This window comes from Frigoribacterium sp. Leaf186, from assembly GCF_001423905.1.
In the GTDB taxonomy this organism is placed as follows: Bacteria; Actinomycetota; Actinomycetes; order Actinomycetales; family Microbacteriaceae; genus Frigoribacterium.
The window spans coordinates 314,367-331,304 of record NZ_LMPQ01000010.1; the positions used below are offsets into that span (position 1 = coordinate 314,367).

Genomic DNA, 16,938 nt, shown 5'->3' on the forward strand with positions numbered 1-16,938 from the left:
AACGCGCCCGGATAGGGAACTGGCTGGCGTGCTCAGCCCTGTCGGGCTCAGCCGCCGACGAACTCCGCCAGCGACGCCGCCAGGTGCCGCGTCGTCAGGCGCTCCTCGACGAGGGCCCGCCCCGCCGCGCCGAACGCGCGCGCCTCGGCCTCGTCGCCGAGCAGCCGCAGCACGTGCCCGGCGAGCGCCGACGGGTCCCCCACCGGCGCCAGCAGCCCGGTGCGCTCGTGCACGACGTAGTCCTCGATGCCCGGGGTGCTCGTCATCACGACGGGCCGACCCGTGGCCATCGCCTCGAGGCTGACCGTCATGCCCGACGCGTGCAGGTTGTCGCGCGTCGCCACGGCCACGACCGACGCCCGGGCGTACAGCTCGGCCAGCTCGCGGTGCGACACGTGGGGCACCACGGTCACGCCCTCCGGGGGCTCCGCGTCGCTCGTCGTCTGCACGACCAGCTCGACGTCCGGACGCTCGGCGTGAACCTGCCGCAGCGCCGCGAAGAGCGTCGCCGGGTCGCGGTCTCGGTCGCCGCCGATGCTCAGCACCAGGGGGCGCTCGGGCCACGGTCGTGCCGCGAAGAACTGCTCGTCGACCCCGAAGGTGAAGAACCCGACCGGCGGACCGTCCTCGCCGACGAACCGTCGCAGCGGCTCGACCTGACCCCGGCTGATCACCCAGAGCCCGCTCATCCGGCGCAGCACGTCGCGCATGCGTCCGACGTCCTGCCCGCGGTCGACCCGGTCGGTGACCCAGATCACCCCGGTGTACATCCGCTCGTGCGGCCGCGTCAACAGCATCCGCCGTGCCACGTTCTCGTCCCAGGTCACCCCGACGTCGTCGGACGGCACCCCGGACGAGGAGGCGCGGCGCGGCACCACGCGGTCCCTCAGCACCTGCAGGCGGCCGGGTTCGGGCACCGAGGCGATGCGCGCCTCCTGGTCCGTGTCGCGCAGCGCCTCGAGGCCGTACGGCCAGAGGCCGGGGCGCCGTCCGGCCGCGTGGTCGGCGGCCCAGCCGGCCACGTCGCGTTCGTGGGCGAAGAGGACCTCGATCACCGCGCCTCCTTCTCGTCGTCGCCGGCACGGTGGTCGTCACCGGCACGGTGGTCGGCACCGGCGCGCTCGTCGGCGGCTCGCTCCGCCACCGCCCGCTCGGCGATCGCCTGGTCGGTCGCCGTCTCGTCGCCGCGCTGCTCGTCGACGTCCAGGCCGGCGGCTGCCGCGGCTCCGTCACCGCCGTCGCCGGCGGCCGACTGGTCGACCGCGGCACCCGAGGCCGCCTCGGCCCGGCGCCGTCCGAGGTCGCGCGACACGTACCAGAGGTTCGGCACGAGCTGACAGACGGCCACCGAGATCGCCGACCCGAGCACCGGGCCCGCCGCGCCGACGAGCCCGATGAACCACCACGAGAGCCCGAGGTTGAGCGGCACCATCAGCACGATCGGCAGCACCTGGAAGACCAGTCCGGTCTTGTCGGTCATGTACATGCCGACCGGGTACTTCGCCGCCTGAAGGCCGACGAACACGACGAAGCCGACGAGCATCCAGCCGTCGAGGGTGATCGCACCGCCCGACACGAAGCGGGCCAGGAACGGGCTGAGCACGGCGAGCCCCGTGCCGAGCACGAGGCCGCCGAGCAAGAACCAGAGCGTCGGCACGGTCGGCGACTCGACCCGCCCGGCGGAGCGTGCCGCCGCGTAGACCGGCCAGAGGGCGATGCCCGCCGCGGCCACGGTCTGCAGCACGATGCCGAAGAGCTGCGAGGCGAGGTTGTACTGGGCGAGCTCGTCCGGCCCGGCCAGGTGGCTGAGCAGCAGGCGGCCGGTCTGCATCGCGACCGGCAGGGCGATCATCTGCACGAGCATCGGCCAGGCGAGGCCGAGCGCCGGCACGCCGCGGTAGCTGCGGACGCGCGGCACGAGCTTCACGGCCGAGCCGATCTGCGGCGACAGTGCCCGGGCAGCCACGATGAGGCAGATCACCGACACGAGGCTGTTCGCGACGTACGAGATGACGGCGAGGTAGCTGCCGACCGGCACGCTGAACATGACGGCCGAGCCGATGGCGAGCAGCATGAACGGTGCCACGACCGCCTGGCTGGCGACCTGCGTGCTCGTCTTCTTGAGGCCCACGAGGATGCGCTGGCCCACCGTCAGCGGGATCACCAGGCCGAACACCGCGAGGCAGAGCCCGGCCGCGAGCGAGCCGCCGTCGGGCAGCAACCCCTCGCCGAGCAGCACGGGCCACCAGCCGGCGAGGGTGATGATCAGGGCGACCGCGACCATGATGCCGCCCGACACGAGCAGCACCCGGAACGCGGTGACGATCGACCGCTTGACGAAGTCGTCGGTGCGGACCGACGACGAGCCGGCCACGGCGTTGATCACGATCGCGGCGATGCCGAGGTCGGCGAACGGCAGCAGGGTCGGGAAGGTGGAGAGCAGGCCGTACTGCGCGTAGGCGTCGGTGCCGAAGTTCTGGATGATCATGCGGCTCGTGATGATGCCGAGCACGCCCGACAGGCCCATCACGACCACCTTCATGGCGGCGGTCGAGCCGACGGCGGCCATCGCACCGCCCCGCTTCGGCCGACCCGCCGAGCCCGTGGCCGCCCGGGTCACGAGCGCGCCCCGTCGCGCGGACCGCCCGTGCCGGCGCCGTCGGCCGTGGCACCGGGTGCGGACGCGGGCGCGGACGCCTCGCCGTCACGGCCGAACAGGCGGTCGTCCGCCTCGAGCCGTCCGTCACGCGCCGGCAGGTCGGCCAACACCTCGTCGGCCGGCCGGGCGGCGTCGAGCGCCTCGACGATCGCGGCGGCGAGCACCTCGGGCGAGGCGGCGTCGGCGGCGACGACGTGGCCGTGACGGGTCAGCCAGTCGGCGAGCCCCGTCTCGGTCGTCGTCACCACGGTGCAGCCGTGCGACAGCCCCTCGACGATCGGCAGCCCCACCTGCTCGCGCCAGGTCGGGCTGGGTTGCGACCAGAGCACGAGCACGCGCGAGTCGTCGAGCACCGAGTGGATGCGCCGGCGCGGCGGGTCGACCTCGACGGTGACCGAGGGCTGCGCGACCGACAGGGCCCGCGCCTCCTGCTCGAGGGCGCCCTTGCCGAGCAGGGCCAGCGTCGCGTCGGGGCGGGCCGCGACGACGAGCGGCCACGCCGCCGCGAGCACGCGCAGCCCCTTGCGCTCGACGAACGACCCGAGGAAGGTGACCGCGGGCGGTCGAACGCCGCCGCCCCGGGCCTGGGGGTGTCGGGTGGGCAGCGCGGGCACCGTGGTCACGGCCGCGCCGGACCGAGGGCCCCCGAGGAGGCGCGTGTACGTCTCGCGCGCCGCGTCCGTCCCGTAGACCACCCGGTCGAGTCGACGCCAGACCGCCCGCGCGAGCACGCGTTCGCCCCGCCGGCGGAGCCGGGTGCGCAGCCGCGGCGCGGTCGCCACGGTGAACGGGTCGGCGTTGCCGATCAGGTAGCTCACGACGGTCGTCGGACGCCCCGTGAGCCGGCGTCGCACCGCGAGGGCGGCCAGCACGAGGGCCGTGGCGGGCAGGCTCGAGGTCATCAGCGGCTCGTTGACCTCGAGGGTCTCGACCTCGGAGCGGGCCACGAGCCACGCCGCACGAACCGGGCCGGCCGGCACGAGGTCGAGCCCCTCGGCGAGCGCGGCGTCGAAGTCGTAGCGCGTGACCCGGTAGACGATGCTCGCCGGGGCGAGCTCGTGGGCGCGTTCGAGGTGGGCGGTCCGCAGCGACTCGTACAACCGGACGGCCGGGAGGCGCGGGGCACGCCGTCGGGACGACCGGGGCGGGGTCACGGTGCGTCGATGCCCCGACGGACGGCCGGGCGCCCGGAGGTGACGGACTTGGTCGACGTGCCGACCGAGCGCTGGGCACCCGAACGGTGCCCGCCCTCGGTGACGCCGTCGAGGATGACGCCGATGACGGGCACCTGGACGCCGGTGAGCGCCCGAACCGCCTGGAGGAGCTGGCCGCGGGACGAGTGCCCCATGGTGGCGACGAGCACGACGCCGTCGGTCAGTCGTCCGAGCTCGAGGGCGTCGGACGAGGTGAGCACGCCGGGGGCGGCGACCACGACGACGTCGTAGCGTTCGCGCGCGGACTCGACGAAGAGCGCCATCGACTTCGAGCTGAGCAACGGGCTCGGGTTCGGGGGCACCTCGCCCGTGGCGATGACGTCGACCCGGTCGCGCCACGGGGTGACGGCGTCCTCGAACTCGACGCGACCCACGACGACGTCGGTCAGGCCGACCTCGTCCGACACGGCCGCGAGGTCGGCGAGTCCGCCGCCGCGCAGGTCCGCGTCGACGACGAGGACGGACTGCCCGCGTTCGGCGTAGGCGAGCGCGAGGTCGAGGGTCACGGCCGCGCGGGTCTCGCGGTCGTCCGCGCTGATCGACGACACGGCGATGGTGCGGGCGACGGAGTCGACGTCCGAGAACTGCAGTTGCGCCCGGATGCGCCGGAAGTCGTCCGCCGTGGCCCCCTGGGGCTCGTCGGCGAACGCGAGGCTGCCGCGCCGGCGGCGGCCCACCGTGCCGAGCACCGGGGCGAGGCGCAGCTCGTCGACGTCGGCTGTGCTGCGCAGACGCGTGTCGACGACCGACCGGACGAGGGCGAGGACGACGCCGAGCGCGAGACCGAGCGCGAGACCCGTCAGGGCGATGAGGCGCCGGTTCGGGCCGACCGCCGAGTTCGGCGGGGTGGCCTCGGCGATGGGGGCGAGGCTGACGGTCGACAGGCCGGCCGCGCTCTCGGGCGACAGCGACCGGGCCTCGGCGCTGAGCGACCGGGTCACGGCGTTGGCGATGTCCGCTGCGCGCTGACGGTCGCCGTCGACCACCGTGACGTCGACGATGACGGTGTTGAGCGGGTTCTCGGCGGTGATCTGACGGGCCAGCTGCACGGCCGTCACGTCGAGGCCGAGGTCCGAGACGACGGGATCGAGGACGATCGACGAGGTGGCCAGCCGGGTGTAGCTCTGCACGAGGTTCTGGGTGTACGACGACCCCTGCAGCAGCTCGTTCGGATCGGAACCCTCGGCCGCCGACACGAAGACGCTGCTCGTGGCCTGGAAGCTGTCGGGACGCGTCTGGGCGTAGCCGTAGCCGGCCGCACCGCCCAGCAGCGCGAGGACGACGATGACGGGCCAGCTCTTCACGAGCGCGCGCCAGTAGTGCTGAGGATCCAACTGACACTCCCGGGTTGAGTTGCCGAACCTGGCGAGCATACCCGCAGCGCGTGCGGGGCCACGACCCCCGGCCGGGGGTGCGCCGTCGTGCTCGGGCCCGCGATCACCCGCTCTCACCCGCTCTCGCCCGTCTCCGCTCCTCGCCGCCCGTCGCCGCCCGTCGCCGCCTGCCGACGCCCGTCGCCGCTCGTCACCGTCGTGACGGGTGGAGCCCGACCCGGTGCCCGGGGGCGGGCCGCGTTCAGCCGGTCGGCAGGGCGACGCCGGCCCAGCGCGGGCCGTGCGGGGTGATCGCCACGCGCCGGGGCTCGTCGGGCGGATCGGCGAGGTCGGCCGGATCGCCCGGTGCCTCGTCCGCCCGGGCACCCGTCGGGCGGTCGATCACGACGTCGAGCCACGAGTCGGACGCCCCGTCGAGCAGGCCGGCGCCCCACTCGACGACGACGATCGAGCCCTCGTAGTCGAGGTCGAGGTCGTCCAGCTCGGCCTCGGACGACAACCGGTACGCGTCGACGTGCACGAGCGGGACGCCGGACGCGGTCGGGTGCGTCCTGGCCAGGACGAACGTCGGGCTCGCGACCTGGCCGCGCACCTCGAGGCCGGCACCGAGGCCCCGGGTCAGGGTCGTCTTGCCGGCACCGAGCGGGCCGGTCAGCACCAGCAGGTCGCCCGCCCGCAGCAGGGCGGAGAGCTCGCGACCCAGCGCCTCCATGGCGTCGGCGTCGACGACGGCCAGCTCGGCCGGTGCACCCGTCTCGCCCGATGCGCCCGTCTCGGCCGGGTCGCCCGTCTCGCCCGGCGTCGTCACGGGCGTCCGCCGACGTAGACGCGCGGCACCCGCGCACCGATGCGGCAGGCCACCTCTTCGGGGATGGTGCCGGTCGCGTCGGCCCACTCGCCGATGGTCATCTCGCCCCGGTCGCCCGGGCCGAAGAGCACGGCCTCGTCGCCGACCTCGACCGGGTCGTCGCCCATGTCGACCAAGAACTGGTCCATCGCGACCCGCCCCACGATCGGGCGGGGTGCGCCGGCCACGACGACGTGGACGGCGCCCTGGGCCCGGCGGCTCACGCAGTCGGCGTACCCCAGGGGCACGAGCGCGAGCGTCGTGTCGGTCGGTGCGCGGAAGGTGTGGTCGTACGACACCCCGGTGCCCGCGGCGATCCGCTTGACCTTCACGACCGAGGCCGAGAGGGTCATCACCGGGCGCAACCCCCGGTCGGCGGCGGTCACGCCCTCGGTGACGGGGATGCCCAGGCCGTTCGACCCCATGCGGACCATGTCGAAGCGCCTCTCGGGGTGCTCGAGCGCGGCCGAGCTCGACGACATGTGACGCTTCTCGACCGTCGCCCCGAGCGCCTCGGCGTCGGCGACGGCACGCTCGAACACGCGCGCGGCGGCCTGGTCGTCGGCTTCGCTCGTCTCGCTGACGTGCGAGAAGATGCCGCGCAGCCGGACGACGCCCTCGTCGCGGAGGGCGACCGCCCGGGTGACGAAGCCCGCCCAGTCCGAGGGCAGGCAGCCCTCACGGTGCAGCCCCGTGTCGATGGTCAGGTGCACGAGGGCGACGCCGTCGCGGGACCGCGCGGCGTCGGCGACGGCCTCGAGCTGGTCGTGGGTCGAGACGCCGAGGTCGACGCCCAGGTCGACGGCGGCCTCGAGGTCGTCGGACGGGCTGAGCTGCCAGGCGAAGAACGACGCCCCGTCTCCGATGCCCAGGCGTCGCAAGCGCAGGGCCGGTGCCAACTCGACGGTGCCGAACCAGCGGATGCCGGCCGCGACCGCCTCGGGCACGAGCACGTCCGCCCCGTGCGAGTAGGCGTCGGCCTTCACGATGGCGAGGATCTCGACCGGGTCGAGGCGGGCGATCAGCGACTCGAGGTTCGCCCGGTACGCGGCGAGGTCGACGGTCGCCCGGCGCAGCGGCGTCGCGGCGGTCATGCGGTGTACCTCCGGTCCAGGCCGGCGGCGAGGCAGGCGACGACCTCGTAGGTGATGCCGTCGATCGCCTCGGCCCAGTCGGCCGCGGATCGGCGCCCGAGCGCCGGGTCGCCGAACAGGACGACCTCGTCGCCGACCTCGACCGGGTCGTCGCCCACGTCGATCACGAGGGCGTTCATCGCGATCCGACCGCGGACCCGGTAGGTGCGGCGACCGATCGTGACGGACGCCCGCTCGCTCGCGGCCCGGTCGATGCCGTCCGCGTACCCGACCGGGACGATCGCGATCGACGTGTCGCGTTCGGGGCGGAAGAGGTAGCCGTACGACACGCCCTCGCCGGCCGGGATGCGCTTGACGGTGGTCACCGGTGCCGTGACCGTCATGGCCGGACGCAGGCCGAGGTCGGCCGAGGTGCGGTCGGGGTAAGGGCTCAGACCGTAGCTCGCGAGGCCGAGGCGCACCATGGTCGCGCGCGACCCCGCGTAGTCGAGCGCGGCCGCCGAGGCGGCGACGTGCAGCAGCGGGGGTCGGACCCCTCGTTCGTCGAGCATCTGCGAGGCCTGGGCGAACCGGGCCGTCTGCAGGCCGTCCTCTTCGGCCGAGGTGTTCGACACGTGGGTCATCAGGCCCTCCACCGGTACCGTGGCGGAGTGCCGGGCGGCCCGGTCGAAGAGCTCGGGCCACTCGGACTCGACGGCGCCGTTGCGGCTGAGCCCCGTGTCGATCGCGAGGTGCACGGCGCGGACGCCGGCCGCCACGGCCGCCTCGAGCTGGTCGACGCTCGACACCGCCGGGGTGACGCCGAGCGCCGCGGCCTCGACGAAGTCCTCGCCGGGCGCGTGCAGCCAGGCGAGCACCGGGGCCTCGACCCCGGCCCGGCGCAGGGCCACCGCCTCGGCCAGGTCGGCCACGCCGAGCCAGTCGACGCCCGCCTCGACGAAGACGCGTGCGCACTCGACGGCTCCGTGCCCGTAGGCGTTCGCCTTGACCACCGCCATGACGGCCGCGGGCGCGACGGCCTCGCGCAGCACCCGGACGTTGTGGCGCAGGGCCGTGGTGTCGACGGTGATGGTGACGTCGTGCGTCATCGGTCTGCCCCTTCGTGGTGCGGACCGCCGAGGCGGCCGGGCGGGAGGTCGACGCCCTCGGCGACCACGTACGCCACGGCGACGCCGCCGTCGTGGCTGAGCGAGAGGTGGAGGCGCGAGACGCCCCGCGAGTCGGCCAGCGCACGTGCTCCCCCGCCGAGCACGAGCGACGGCGCGCCCTCGTCGTCCGAGACGACGACGACGTCGTGCCAGCTGACCCCGGTGGAGCCGCCCAGGGACTTGATGAGCGCCTCCTTGGCGGCGAACCGCGCCGCGAGCGAGGGGCGGCCCCGGGGGCTGCCGTCCCGCAGCACGAGTTCGCCCTCGCGGAACAGCCGCGCGGCGAGCGCCGGCGTGCGGTCGAGCGTGCGGCCGAAGCGCTCGAGGTCGACGACGTCGACGCCGATGCCGACGATCACGTCGGCGTCCGCTCGCTGCGCTGTCGCGGGTGCACGGCTCTGGCTACTCGACGGTGACCGACTTGGCCAGGTTGCGCGGCTGGTCGACGTCGAGGCCCTTGGCCGCCGCGAGCTCCATGCCGAAGACGTGCAGGGGCACGACCGACAGCAGCGGCTCGAAGAGCGGCGCGGCCAGGGGGATGTGCAGCACCTCGTCGGCGAACGGCAACACCGCGGCGTCGCCCTCTTCGGCGATCGCGATGACGCGGGCACCGCGGGCGCGGATCTCTTGGATGTTCGAGACGACCTTGGGGTGCAGCGATCGCGGGTCGCGGGGGCTCGGCACGATGACGAAGACGATCTGGCCGGGCTCGATCAGCGCGATGGGACCGTGCTTGAGCTCGCCCGCCGCGAAGCCCTCGGCGTGGATGTACGCGAGCTCCTTCAGCTTGAGGGCGCCCTCGAGGGCGATGGGGTAGCCGACGTGACGGCCGAGGAACAGCACCGACCGGGTGTCGGCCATCCAGCCCGCGAGGGTCTTGATGCGTTCGGAGGACTCGAGGACCTGCTCGATCTTGCCGGGGATCTCGAGCAGGTCGGCGACCTGCTCGGCGACCTCGTCGGCGCTCAGCGTCCCGCGCAGCGTCGCCAGGTGCAGGCCGAGCAGGAACAGCGCGGTGCCCTGGGCGACGAAGGCCTTGGTGGAGGCCACGGCGACCTCGGGGCCGGCGTGCGTGTACAGGACGGCGTCGGACTCACGCGGGATGGTCGACCCCTGCGTGTTGCAGATCGACAGCACCTGGGCGCCCCGCTCTCGGGCGTACTTGACGGCCATCAGGGTGTCCATCGTCTCGCCCGACTGGCTGATCGACACGACGAGGGTCTTCTCGTCGAGCACCGGGTCGCGGTACCGGAACTCGTGGGCCAGCTCGACCTCGACGGGGACGCGGGCCCACTGCTCGATGGCGTACTTGCCGAGGATGCCGGCGTACGCGGCCGTGCCGCAGGCGATCACGATGACGCGGTCGACGGTCAGCAGGCGATCGCGCACGCCGTCGAGCTCGGTCAGCGTGACCGCCCCGTCGGTGGTGCGGCCGAGCAACGTCTTGGCGACGGCCTCGGGTTCTTCGCTGATCTCTTTGGCCATGAAGCTGGACCAGCCGCCCTTCTCGGCCGCCGAGGCGTCCCAGTCGACCTCGAACTCGGTCGTCTCGACGGAGGCACCGGTGAAGTCGACGACCTCGACCGAATCCGGTCGGATCGTCACCAGCTGGTCCTGACCGATCGACATGGCCCGGCGGGTGTGGGCCACGAAGGCCGCGACGTCGCTGCCGAGGAAGTTCTCGCCGTCGCCCAGGCCGATCACCAGGGGCGAGTTGCGGCGGGCGCCGACGACGACGCCGGGCTGGTCCGCGTGCACGACGAGCAGCGTGAAGGCGCCGTCGAGGGTGTTGACGACCGTGCGCAGGGCCTCGGTCAGGTCACCCGTGGCACGGTAGGCCCGGGCGACGAGGTGGGCGGCGACCTCGGAGTCGGTCTCGCTGAGGAACTCGACGCCCTCGGCGAGCAGCTCGGCCTTGAGCTCGGAGAAGTTCTCGATGATGCCGTTGTGGATGAGGGCCAGCTTGCCGCCGTCGGCGAGGTGGGGGTGCGCGTTCGCGTCCGTCGGGCCGCCGTGCGTCGCCCAGCGGGTGTGGCCGATGCCGGTCGTGCCGTCGGTCAGGGGCGTCGCCTCGAGGTCGTCGACCAGCATCCGCAGCTTGCCGGCCTTCTTGCGGGTGCCCAGGCTCCCCGCCGCGTCGATGACGGCGACGCCGGCCGAGTCGTACCCGCGGTACTCGAGTCGCTTGAGGCCGCCCAGCAGCACCTCGATGCTCTTGTCACCCGTTCCGACGTATCCCACGATTCCACACATGGGCTCGATCTTAGAGGCTGTCGTCCGTGAGCCCGGCGGGCCGTGCCGACGCGTCACCACCCCGAGCCGGTAGCCTCGTCCGCATGGCCGAAGCCACCCCGACGACCGCGCCCTCCACCGTGCACGCGAGCCCCTTCGTCGAGATCGGGCGCGACGCCTGGGCCGATCTCGCGCCCACCACCCGCCTGCCGCTGACCGAGACCGAGATCGTCCAGCTGCGTGGGCTCGGCGACCGGCTCGACATGCGCGAGGTGCAGGACGTCTACGTCCCCCTCAGCCGCCTGCTCAACCTCTACGCCGCGGGCGCGCGCAACCTGCACCGGGCGACCAGCGACTTCCTCGGCGAACGGGCGCAGCGCACGCCGTTCGTGATCGGGGTCGCCGGGTCGGTGGCGGTCGGCAAGTCCACCGTCGCGCGCCTCCTCCGTGAGCTGCTGAGCCGGTGGGACGACACCCCGCGGGTCGAGCTGGTGACCACCGACGGGTTCCTCTACCCGAACGCCGAACTCGAGCGTCGCGGCATCATGAGCCGCAAGGGGTTCCCCGAGTCGTACGACCGCCGGCACCTGCTGCGCTTCGTGTCGCAGGTCAAGAGCGGGGCCGAAGAGGTGCGCGCACCCTTCTACTCGCACACGAGCTACGACATCATGCCGAGTGCCGAGGTCGTGGTCCGCCGGCCCGACATCCTCATCGTCGAGGGGCTGAACGTGCTGCAGCCCGCGGTGGCCGGGCGCCTCGCCCTCAGCGACCTGTTCGACTTCACCGTCTACGTCGACGCCCGCACCTCCGACATCGAGAGCTGGTTCGTCGAGCGGTTCCTGGCGCTGCAGAAGGGCGCCTTCACACAAGAGCGCTCGTTCTTCCACCGCTTCGCCGACATGGACGAAGCCGAGGCCCGGTCGTTCGCCTCGGGCATCTGGAAGTCGGTCAACGAGCCCAACCTGGTCGAGAACGTGCTGCCGACGCGCTCGCGTGCCACGCTCGTGCTGCGCAAGGCCGCCGACCACAAGGTCAGCTCGGTCCTTCTGCGCAAGATCTGACCCGGCGCCTCCGGCCGAGGCCAGGAGGCGCGGGTCGGGTCAGGAGGCGCGGGTCACGTCGAGAGGCGCGGGTCACGTCGCCCTCGCGTCGCGCCCCGTCCGCCCGGAGGCAGCGGCTCAGAGACTCGAAGACTCAGACGCCCGGACGCTCAGACGCTCAGAGCGCGAGTCGCTCGCGGACGACGTCGGCCAGGGCGTGCGCCACGCGGTCGGCGGTCGCCTGGTCGGCGGCCTCGACCATGACGCGGACGACGGGCTCGGTGCCCGAGGGGCGCAGCAGCACGCGGCCCGAGTCGCCGAGTTCGGCCTCGAAGCGTCGGACGGCCTCGGCCACGCCCTCGTCGGAGGCGGCGCGTGACCGGTCGACGTCGCGCACGTTGATCATGATCTGCGGGAACACCGTCATGACCGAGGCGAGCTCGGCCAGGCCCTTGCCGGTCGCGGCCATGCGGGCGACGAGCGAGAGCCCGGTGAGGATGCCGTCGCCGGTGGTGGCGTAGTCGGCGAAGACGATGTGGCCGGACTGTTCGCCGCCGAGGGTGAAGCCGTGCTCGTTCATGTCCTCGAGCACGTAGCGGTCGCCGACCTTGGTCTGGCGGACCGTGATGCCGTGCTCGGCCATCGCCCGGATGAGGCCGAGGTTGCTCATGACGGTGGCCACGAGCGTGTCGTCGACGAGCGCGCCTCGCCCTTTCTGGGCCACGGCGAGGATGGCCATGATCTGGTCGCCGTCGACCACGGCGCCCGTGGCGTCGACGGCGAGGCAGCGGTCGGCGTCGCCGTCGTGCGCGATGCCGACGTCGGCTCCGTGCTCGAGGACGGCCTTCGCCAGGTTGTCGAGGTGGGTCGACCCCACGCCGTCGTTGATGTTCACGCCGTCGGGGTCGGCGCCGATCAGCGTGACGGTGGCGCCGGCGTCGGTGAACACCTCGGGCGACACGGCCGCGGCCGCGCCGTGCGCGCAGTCGAGCACGACGTGGATGCCGTCGAGCCGGTTGGGCAGGGCACCGAGCAGGTGCAGGACGTAGCGGTCCTCGGCGTCGGCGAACCGACGGATGCGACCGACGTCGCCGCCGATGGGCATGAGCTGCGGGTCGGCCATGGCCGCTTCGATGCGGTCCTCGACCTCGTCGGGCAGCTTCGTCCCGCCGAAGGCGAAGAACTTGATGCCGTTGTCGGGGGCCGGGTTGTGCGAGGCGCTGATCATGACGCCGAAGTCGGCACCGATGTCGTCGACCAGGAACGCCGCGGCGGGCGTCGGGATGACCCCGGCGTCGAGCACGTCGACGCCCGAGCTGGCCAACCCGGCACACACGGCCGCGGTGAGGAACTCGCCCGAGATGCGGGGGTCGCGCGCCACGACGGCGACGGGTCGCCGCCCTTCGGCGCGACGGGCATCGGCGTGATGCCCCTTCGTGAGCACCACCGCGCTCGCCTGGGAGAGCCCCAGGGCGAGCGCGGCGGTCAACTCACGGTTGGCGAGGCCTCTGACACCGTCGGTACCGAACAAACGCGTCATCGCGAGACCTGCCTCGTGTGTGGTGCTGGTTAGCGCTTCGAGAACTGCGAGGCCTTGCGGGCCTTCTTGAGACCGGCCTTCTTGCGCTCGATGACGCGGGCGTCGCGGGTGAGGAAGCCGGCCTTCTTGAGGGTGGCGCGGTTGTTCTCGCGGTCGATCTCGTTCAGCGCACGGGCGATGGCGAGACGGAGTGCACCGGCCTGGCCCGAGGGGCCGCCACCGGTGACCTTGACGGCCACGTCGTACGAGCCGAGCAGGTCGAGGACCTTGAACGGGTCGTTGATCAGCTGCTGGTGCAGCTTGTTGGGGAAGTAGTCCTCGAGGGTGCGACCGTTCACGACGATCGTGCCGGAGCCGGGCGTGAGGCGCGCACGAGCGATGGCCTCCTTGCGACGACCGACGGCGGAACCGCCGACGCTCAGCACGGGGCGGGGCGTCGCGGCGGCCTCGGGGGCCGAGCTCTCGGTGGTGAAGCTCTCGGGAGCCTGGTCGATGGAATCTGCGATCTGAGCCACTGTGTGGGGGTCCTTAAGTCTGAAGGCGGACGCTACTGGGCGACCTGGTCGAGGGTGTAAACCGTGGGCTGCTGAGCAGCGTGGGGGTGCTCGGCACCCGCGTACACCTTCAGCTTCTTGATCTGGGCACGGCCCAGCGAGTTCTTCGGCAGCATGCCACGGATGGCCTTCTCGACCGCACGGGTGGGGTGCTTCTCGACCATCTCGGAGTACGTGGTGGCCGTGATGCCGCCCGGGTAGCCCGAGTGACGGTAGTAGAGCTTCTCGGCCAGCTTGGAGCCGGTGAGGGCCACCTTGTCGGCGTTGATGACGATGACGAAGTCGCCCATGTCCATGTGGGGGGCGAAGGTCGGCTTGTGCTTGCCGCGCAGCAGGGCTGCCACGTGGCTCGCGAGGCGGCCGAGCACGACGTCGTCGGCGTCGATGATCAGCCAGTTCGGCTGGACGTCAGCCGGCTTGGGGGAGAAAGTGCGCGTCACAGTAGTGCTGCTTCCTGGTCGAGGTGAGAGGTTCGTGAATCCCGCTCCGTTGCCGTTGTCACCGCAGAGGCGATGAGAACGAGTCAGGTGGAGGGCTCAACTTCGGGCGAAAGCGCGCAGTTGCGCAGACACCAAGGGTTCACGTTACCCGACGCCGACGAGCCGGTCAACCGACGCTCGGCCCGCCACCGGGCCGCCACCGGCCCGGGCGGTCACTCCCCCAGTTGGTCGTGCGACCGCTTCACCTGCGTCAGGGCGACGCGAGCGGCCATCTCGTCGTCGGGCGGGTAGCCGACCTCGACCATCGTGAGGCCGTGGGCGGGCACCACCCTGAACTCGCCGTTGCGCTGGGCCTCACGACGCACGCCCTCGGCGCGGTGCGCCTCCATGGCTCCTTCGCCGACGGCGACGCAGGCGCCGACCAGGTTGCGCACGAGGTTGTGGCAGAAGGCGTCGGCCTGCACCGACGCCACGAGCACGCCGTCGGCCTCGCGCCGCCACGAGAAGTGCTGCAGCTCGCGGATCGTGGTCGCGTACTCGCGGTGCCGGCAGTACGCGGCCCAGTCGTGCAACCCGACGAGGCCGGCGGCCGTGGCGTTCATCAGGTCGAGGTCGAGACGCTGGTCGTACCAGAGGGTGTGGCCGCGTCGGGTCGGGTCGCGTTCCGCCCCGCGGTCGGCGATGCGGTACTCGTAACGGCGCCAGAGCGCGCCGAACCGGGCGTGGAAACCGGGAGGCGCGACCCGCGCACCCGAGATCACGATCTCGTCGGACGCACCCGCGAGCCCGTTGAGCCGCCGGGCGAGCACGGTCGGGGCGTCGAGCGGCGACTGGTCGCGCATGCCCCGGTGCGGCCTCTGCAGCTGGGCGATCTGGGCGTCGGTCAGGTCGAGGTGCACCACCTGGCCCCGCGCGTGCACGCCGGCGTCCGTGCGGCCCGCCACCGTGACGGTCGGCACGTCGCCGAGGCGGCGGAACAGCGTCTGCAGCGCGGCCTCGATCTCGCCCTGCACGGTGCGGCGGCCGGGCTGTTCGCTCCAGCCCGAGAAGTCGGTGCCGTCGTAGGCGACCCCGAGCCGGAGGCGCGTCAGGGCCGGGTCGTCGATCGTCACGCCACCCATGCTACGAGAGCGACGCTCACTGCCGGGACTCGGCCTCGAGCACCGTGTAGTCGCCGTCGACGCAGTGCAGGACGACCCCGTCGGGACGACGCCCGGGCTCGCCCCGCCACACCGTGACCGGCTCGCCCCCGGCGGCCAGGTAGAAGGCGCCGGGGTAGGGACGCGTGGTCGCCCGGACCAGGCGGTCGACGTGCTCGACGGTGTCGACGGCGGGGTCGAAGAGCCCGTCGGCGGGCGTCCGCCGCGCCCAGGTCGTCGCCTGCGACTCGTCCTGCGGGCGAGCGACCGCGGTGCCGTCCCGCATCGCGGGCCAGAGGGCGCGGATCAGTCGGACGTGGGCGGCGTCGACCTTGGCGTAGAGCGTCGTCGCCGTCTCGCGCGCGTCGACGCGGATGGTCTCGGCCCCGAGCACCGGCCCGGTGTCGACGCCCGACTCGAGCAGGAAGGCCGTCACCCCCGTCTCGGGCAGGCCCTCGACGATGGCCCAGGGCACGGCCGCGTTGCCCCGGCCGACCGGCAGGAGGGTCGGGTGCATGCCCACGGCACCGTGACGCGCGGCGGCGAGGACCTCGGGGCCGGCGATCTGGGACCAGCCGATGACGAAGAGCCAGTCGAGGTCGGCGGCCCGCAACGCCTCCGCCGCGTCGTCGACGTGCGGCACGGCGACGAGGTCGATGCCGTGTCGGCGAGCGATGTCGTCGACCCGGACCCGCCCCGCCTTCGTCGCGGCCCTGTCGTTCGGCAGGGTGACGAGCACGTCGACGGTCGCGCCCATCTCGAGCAGCGCCTCGAGGACGCTGCGCCCCACCTGCACGCACGTGACGAAGCCGATGCGGGGTCGCGGCGTCGTCTCAGCCACGGGAGGCCGCCCGGTCGAACTGGCGGGTCTCGGAGGGTTCGAGGGGCTCACAGGGCTCGAGCGTCTCGCCGGGCTCGGAGGGCCCGAGCGGCTCGAGCGGCTCGAGCGTGAAGACCGACTGGAAGCGTTCGGCCGCCGGGACCCCTGCTGCCGACCCCGCGACGGCCAGGGAGGCGCGCAGGGTCTCGGACGACCGCGGATGCGGGAAGGGCCGCATGACGTCGCGGTAGCACGCGAGTGCGTCGAGCTTGGCCTGGACGTCGCGGGGCCCGACCTCGACCCACGTGTTCGGCGAGAACGCGGACGCGGCACCCGGGTAGGCCCACTCGGTGGACGACAGGACCTCCATGAAGGCGACGTCGATGGCACAGCCGTTCTCGGGGCGGCGCTGATTGCGTCGGGCGGCCGCCTGGGCGGCCTCCGACACCATCCGGTGGTCGACGTTGATGTCGCCGGGGTGGGTCGTGATGACGGTCCTCGCCCCCGTGCTCTCGATCGCCTGCTCGACGAAGCGGACCATGTCGAGGTGCGGCACCGTGTTGGTCGCGATGTTCGGGAACCCCCCGAAGATCGGCGTCTCGCTGCCGAGGACGGCCGCGGCGGCCAGCGTGTCGTCCCTCAGGTCGCCCCGACCCGGGTGACGGTGTCGTTCGGATGCGTCACCGACGAGGATCGCGGTCGTCACGGGGACGCCGGCTCGCGTCAGCCGGTGGATCGTCGCCCCCGCCCCCAAGGTCTCGTCGTCGGGATGCGCGACGACCACGAGCACGGGGCGGTCCGGTCCGGAGATGAGCATCCAGCAAGAATATCACATGTCTCCTGCCGGTCCCCGGGTCGGGGACCGGTCGAGACGCAC

General features: G+C 73.0%; 16 protein-coding genes. 1 reads left to right on the forward strand and 15 read right to left on the reverse strand.

Annotated elements, in window-relative coordinates:
• Positions 1 to 47: 47 nt before the first annotated feature.
• From ASG05_RS08160 to glmS, 9 genes are all read right to left on the reverse strand, one after another.
• The gene (locus tag ASG05_RS08160; RefSeq protein WP_157490139.1) at positions 48 to 1,055 is read right to left on the reverse strand and encodes a glycosyltransferase family 4 protein; all 1,008 of its coding nucleotides are present in this window, start codon (positions 1,053 to 1,055) and stop codon (positions 48 to 50) included.
• Positions 1,052 to 2,620 carry a lipopolysaccharide biosynthesis protein gene (locus ASG05_RS08165; RefSeq protein WP_200936790.1) on the reverse strand — a complete coding sequence of 523 codons (1,569 nt, stop codon included), beginning with the start codon at positions 2,618 to 2,620 and terminating at the stop codon, positions 1,052 to 1,054. Before ASG05_RS08165 ends, ASG05_RS08160 begins: the two co-directional genes overlap by 4 nt.
• Complete coding sequence (locus tag ASG05_RS08170; protein ID WP_082486558.1) at positions 2,617 to 3,813, reverse strand: glycosyltransferase family 4 protein; 1,197 nt, start codon at positions 3,811 to 3,813, stop codon at positions 2,617 to 2,619. The genes ASG05_RS08165 and ASG05_RS08170 overlap by 4 nt, the downstream gene beginning before the upstream one ends.
• On the reverse strand, positions 3,810 to 5,207 hold the full coding sequence (locus ASG05_RS08175) for a polysaccharide biosynthesis tyrosine autokinase (protein WP_162240642.1): 1,398 nt from the start codon (positions 5,205 to 5,207) through the stop codon (positions 3,810 to 3,812). Before ASG05_RS08175 ends, ASG05_RS08170 begins: the two co-directional genes overlap by 4 nt.
• A 241-nt stretch (positions 5,208 to 5,448) precedes the next feature.
• On the reverse strand, positions 5,449 to 5,919 hold the full coding sequence (gene tsaE, locus ASG05_RS08180; protein WP_056260748.1) for a tRNA (adenosine(37)-N6)-threonylcarbamoyltransferase complex ATPase subunit type 1 TsaE: 471 nt from the start codon (positions 5,917 to 5,919) through the stop codon (positions 5,449 to 5,451).
• 92 nt (positions 5,920 to 6,011) lie between these two features.
• Complete coding sequence (gene alr, locus ASG05_RS08185; RefSeq protein ID WP_056259676.1) at positions 6,012 to 7,148, reverse strand: alanine racemase; 1,137 nt, start codon at positions 7,146 to 7,148, stop codon at positions 6,012 to 6,014.
• Positions 7,145 to 8,236, reverse strand: coding sequence for an alanine racemase (gene alr, locus ASG05_RS08190; protein WP_056259678.1), 1,092 nt, complete (start codon positions 8,234 to 8,236; stop codon positions 7,145 to 7,147). The genes alr (ASG05_RS08185) and alr (ASG05_RS08190) overlap by 4 nt, the downstream gene beginning before the upstream one ends.
• Positions 8,233 to 8,655: a holo-ACP synthase gene (locus ASG05_RS08195; protein WP_056259680.1), complete on the reverse strand. Its 423-nt coding sequence runs from the start codon at positions 8,653 to 8,655 to the stop codon at positions 8,233 to 8,235. The genes alr (ASG05_RS08190) and ASG05_RS08195 overlap by 4 nt, the downstream gene beginning before the upstream one ends.
• A 43-nt stretch (positions 8,656 to 8,698) precedes the next feature.
• Entirely contained in the window at positions 8,699 to 10,549 is a 1,851-nt protein-coding gene (gene glmS / locus ASG05_RS08200; RefSeq protein WP_056259682.1) for a glutamine--fructose-6-phosphate transaminase (isomerizing), read from the reverse strand.
• Between the two features lie 83 nt (positions 10,550 to 10,632).
• Between glmS and coaA the strand changes: the two genes are divergently transcribed.
• Entirely contained in the window at positions 10,633 to 11,589 is a 957-nt protein-coding gene (coaA, locus tag ASG05_RS08205; protein WP_056259684.1) for a type I pantothenate kinase, read from the forward strand.
• A gap of 157 nt (positions 11,590 to 11,746) precedes the next feature.
• On the opposite strand, the gene glmM is transcribed toward coaA, so the two are convergent.
• From glmM to ASG05_RS08235, 6 genes are all read right to left on the reverse strand, one after another.
• Positions 11,747 to 13,108 carry a phosphoglucosamine mutase gene (gene glmM, locus ASG05_RS08210; protein WP_056259686.1) on the reverse strand — a complete coding sequence of 454 codons (1,362 nt, stop codon included), beginning with the start codon at positions 13,106 to 13,108 and terminating at the stop codon, positions 11,747 to 11,749.
• A gap of 29 nt (positions 13,109 to 13,137) precedes the next feature.
• Positions 13,138 to 13,623, reverse strand: a complete 486-nt coding sequence (gene rpsI / locus ASG05_RS08215) for a 30S ribosomal protein S9 (protein ID WP_082059799.1) — start codon at positions 13,621 to 13,623, stop codon at positions 13,138 to 13,140.
• A 32-nt stretch (positions 13,624 to 13,655) separates the two neighbouring features.
• A complete protein-coding gene (gene rplM, locus ASG05_RS08220) occupies positions 13,656 to 14,102 on the reverse strand; it encodes a 50S ribosomal protein L13 (protein ID WP_056259687.1) in 447 nt (148 codons plus the stop codon).
• Between the two features lie 212 nt (positions 14,103 to 14,314).
• Positions 14,315 to 15,223 carry a tRNA pseudouridine(38-40) synthase TruA gene (locus ASG05_RS08225; protein WP_056259692.1) on the reverse strand — a complete coding sequence of 303 codons (909 nt, stop codon included), beginning with the start codon at positions 15,221 to 15,223 and terminating at the stop codon, positions 14,315 to 14,317.
• A 16-nt stretch (positions 15,224 to 15,239) separates the two neighbouring features.
• Positions 15,240 to 16,082 carry a formyltransferase family protein gene (locus ASG05_RS08230; RefSeq protein ID WP_056259694.1) on the reverse strand — a complete coding sequence of 281 codons (843 nt, stop codon included), beginning with the start codon at positions 16,080 to 16,082 and terminating at the stop codon, positions 15,240 to 15,242.
• On the reverse strand, positions 16,075 to 16,878 hold the full coding sequence (locus tag ASG05_RS08235; protein WP_082486560.1) for a PIG-L deacetylase family protein: 804 nt from the start codon (positions 16,876 to 16,878) through the stop codon (positions 16,075 to 16,077). Before ASG05_RS08235 ends, ASG05_RS08230 begins: the two co-directional genes overlap by 8 nt.
• Between the last annotated feature and the right edge of the window lie 60 nt (positions 16,879 to 16,938).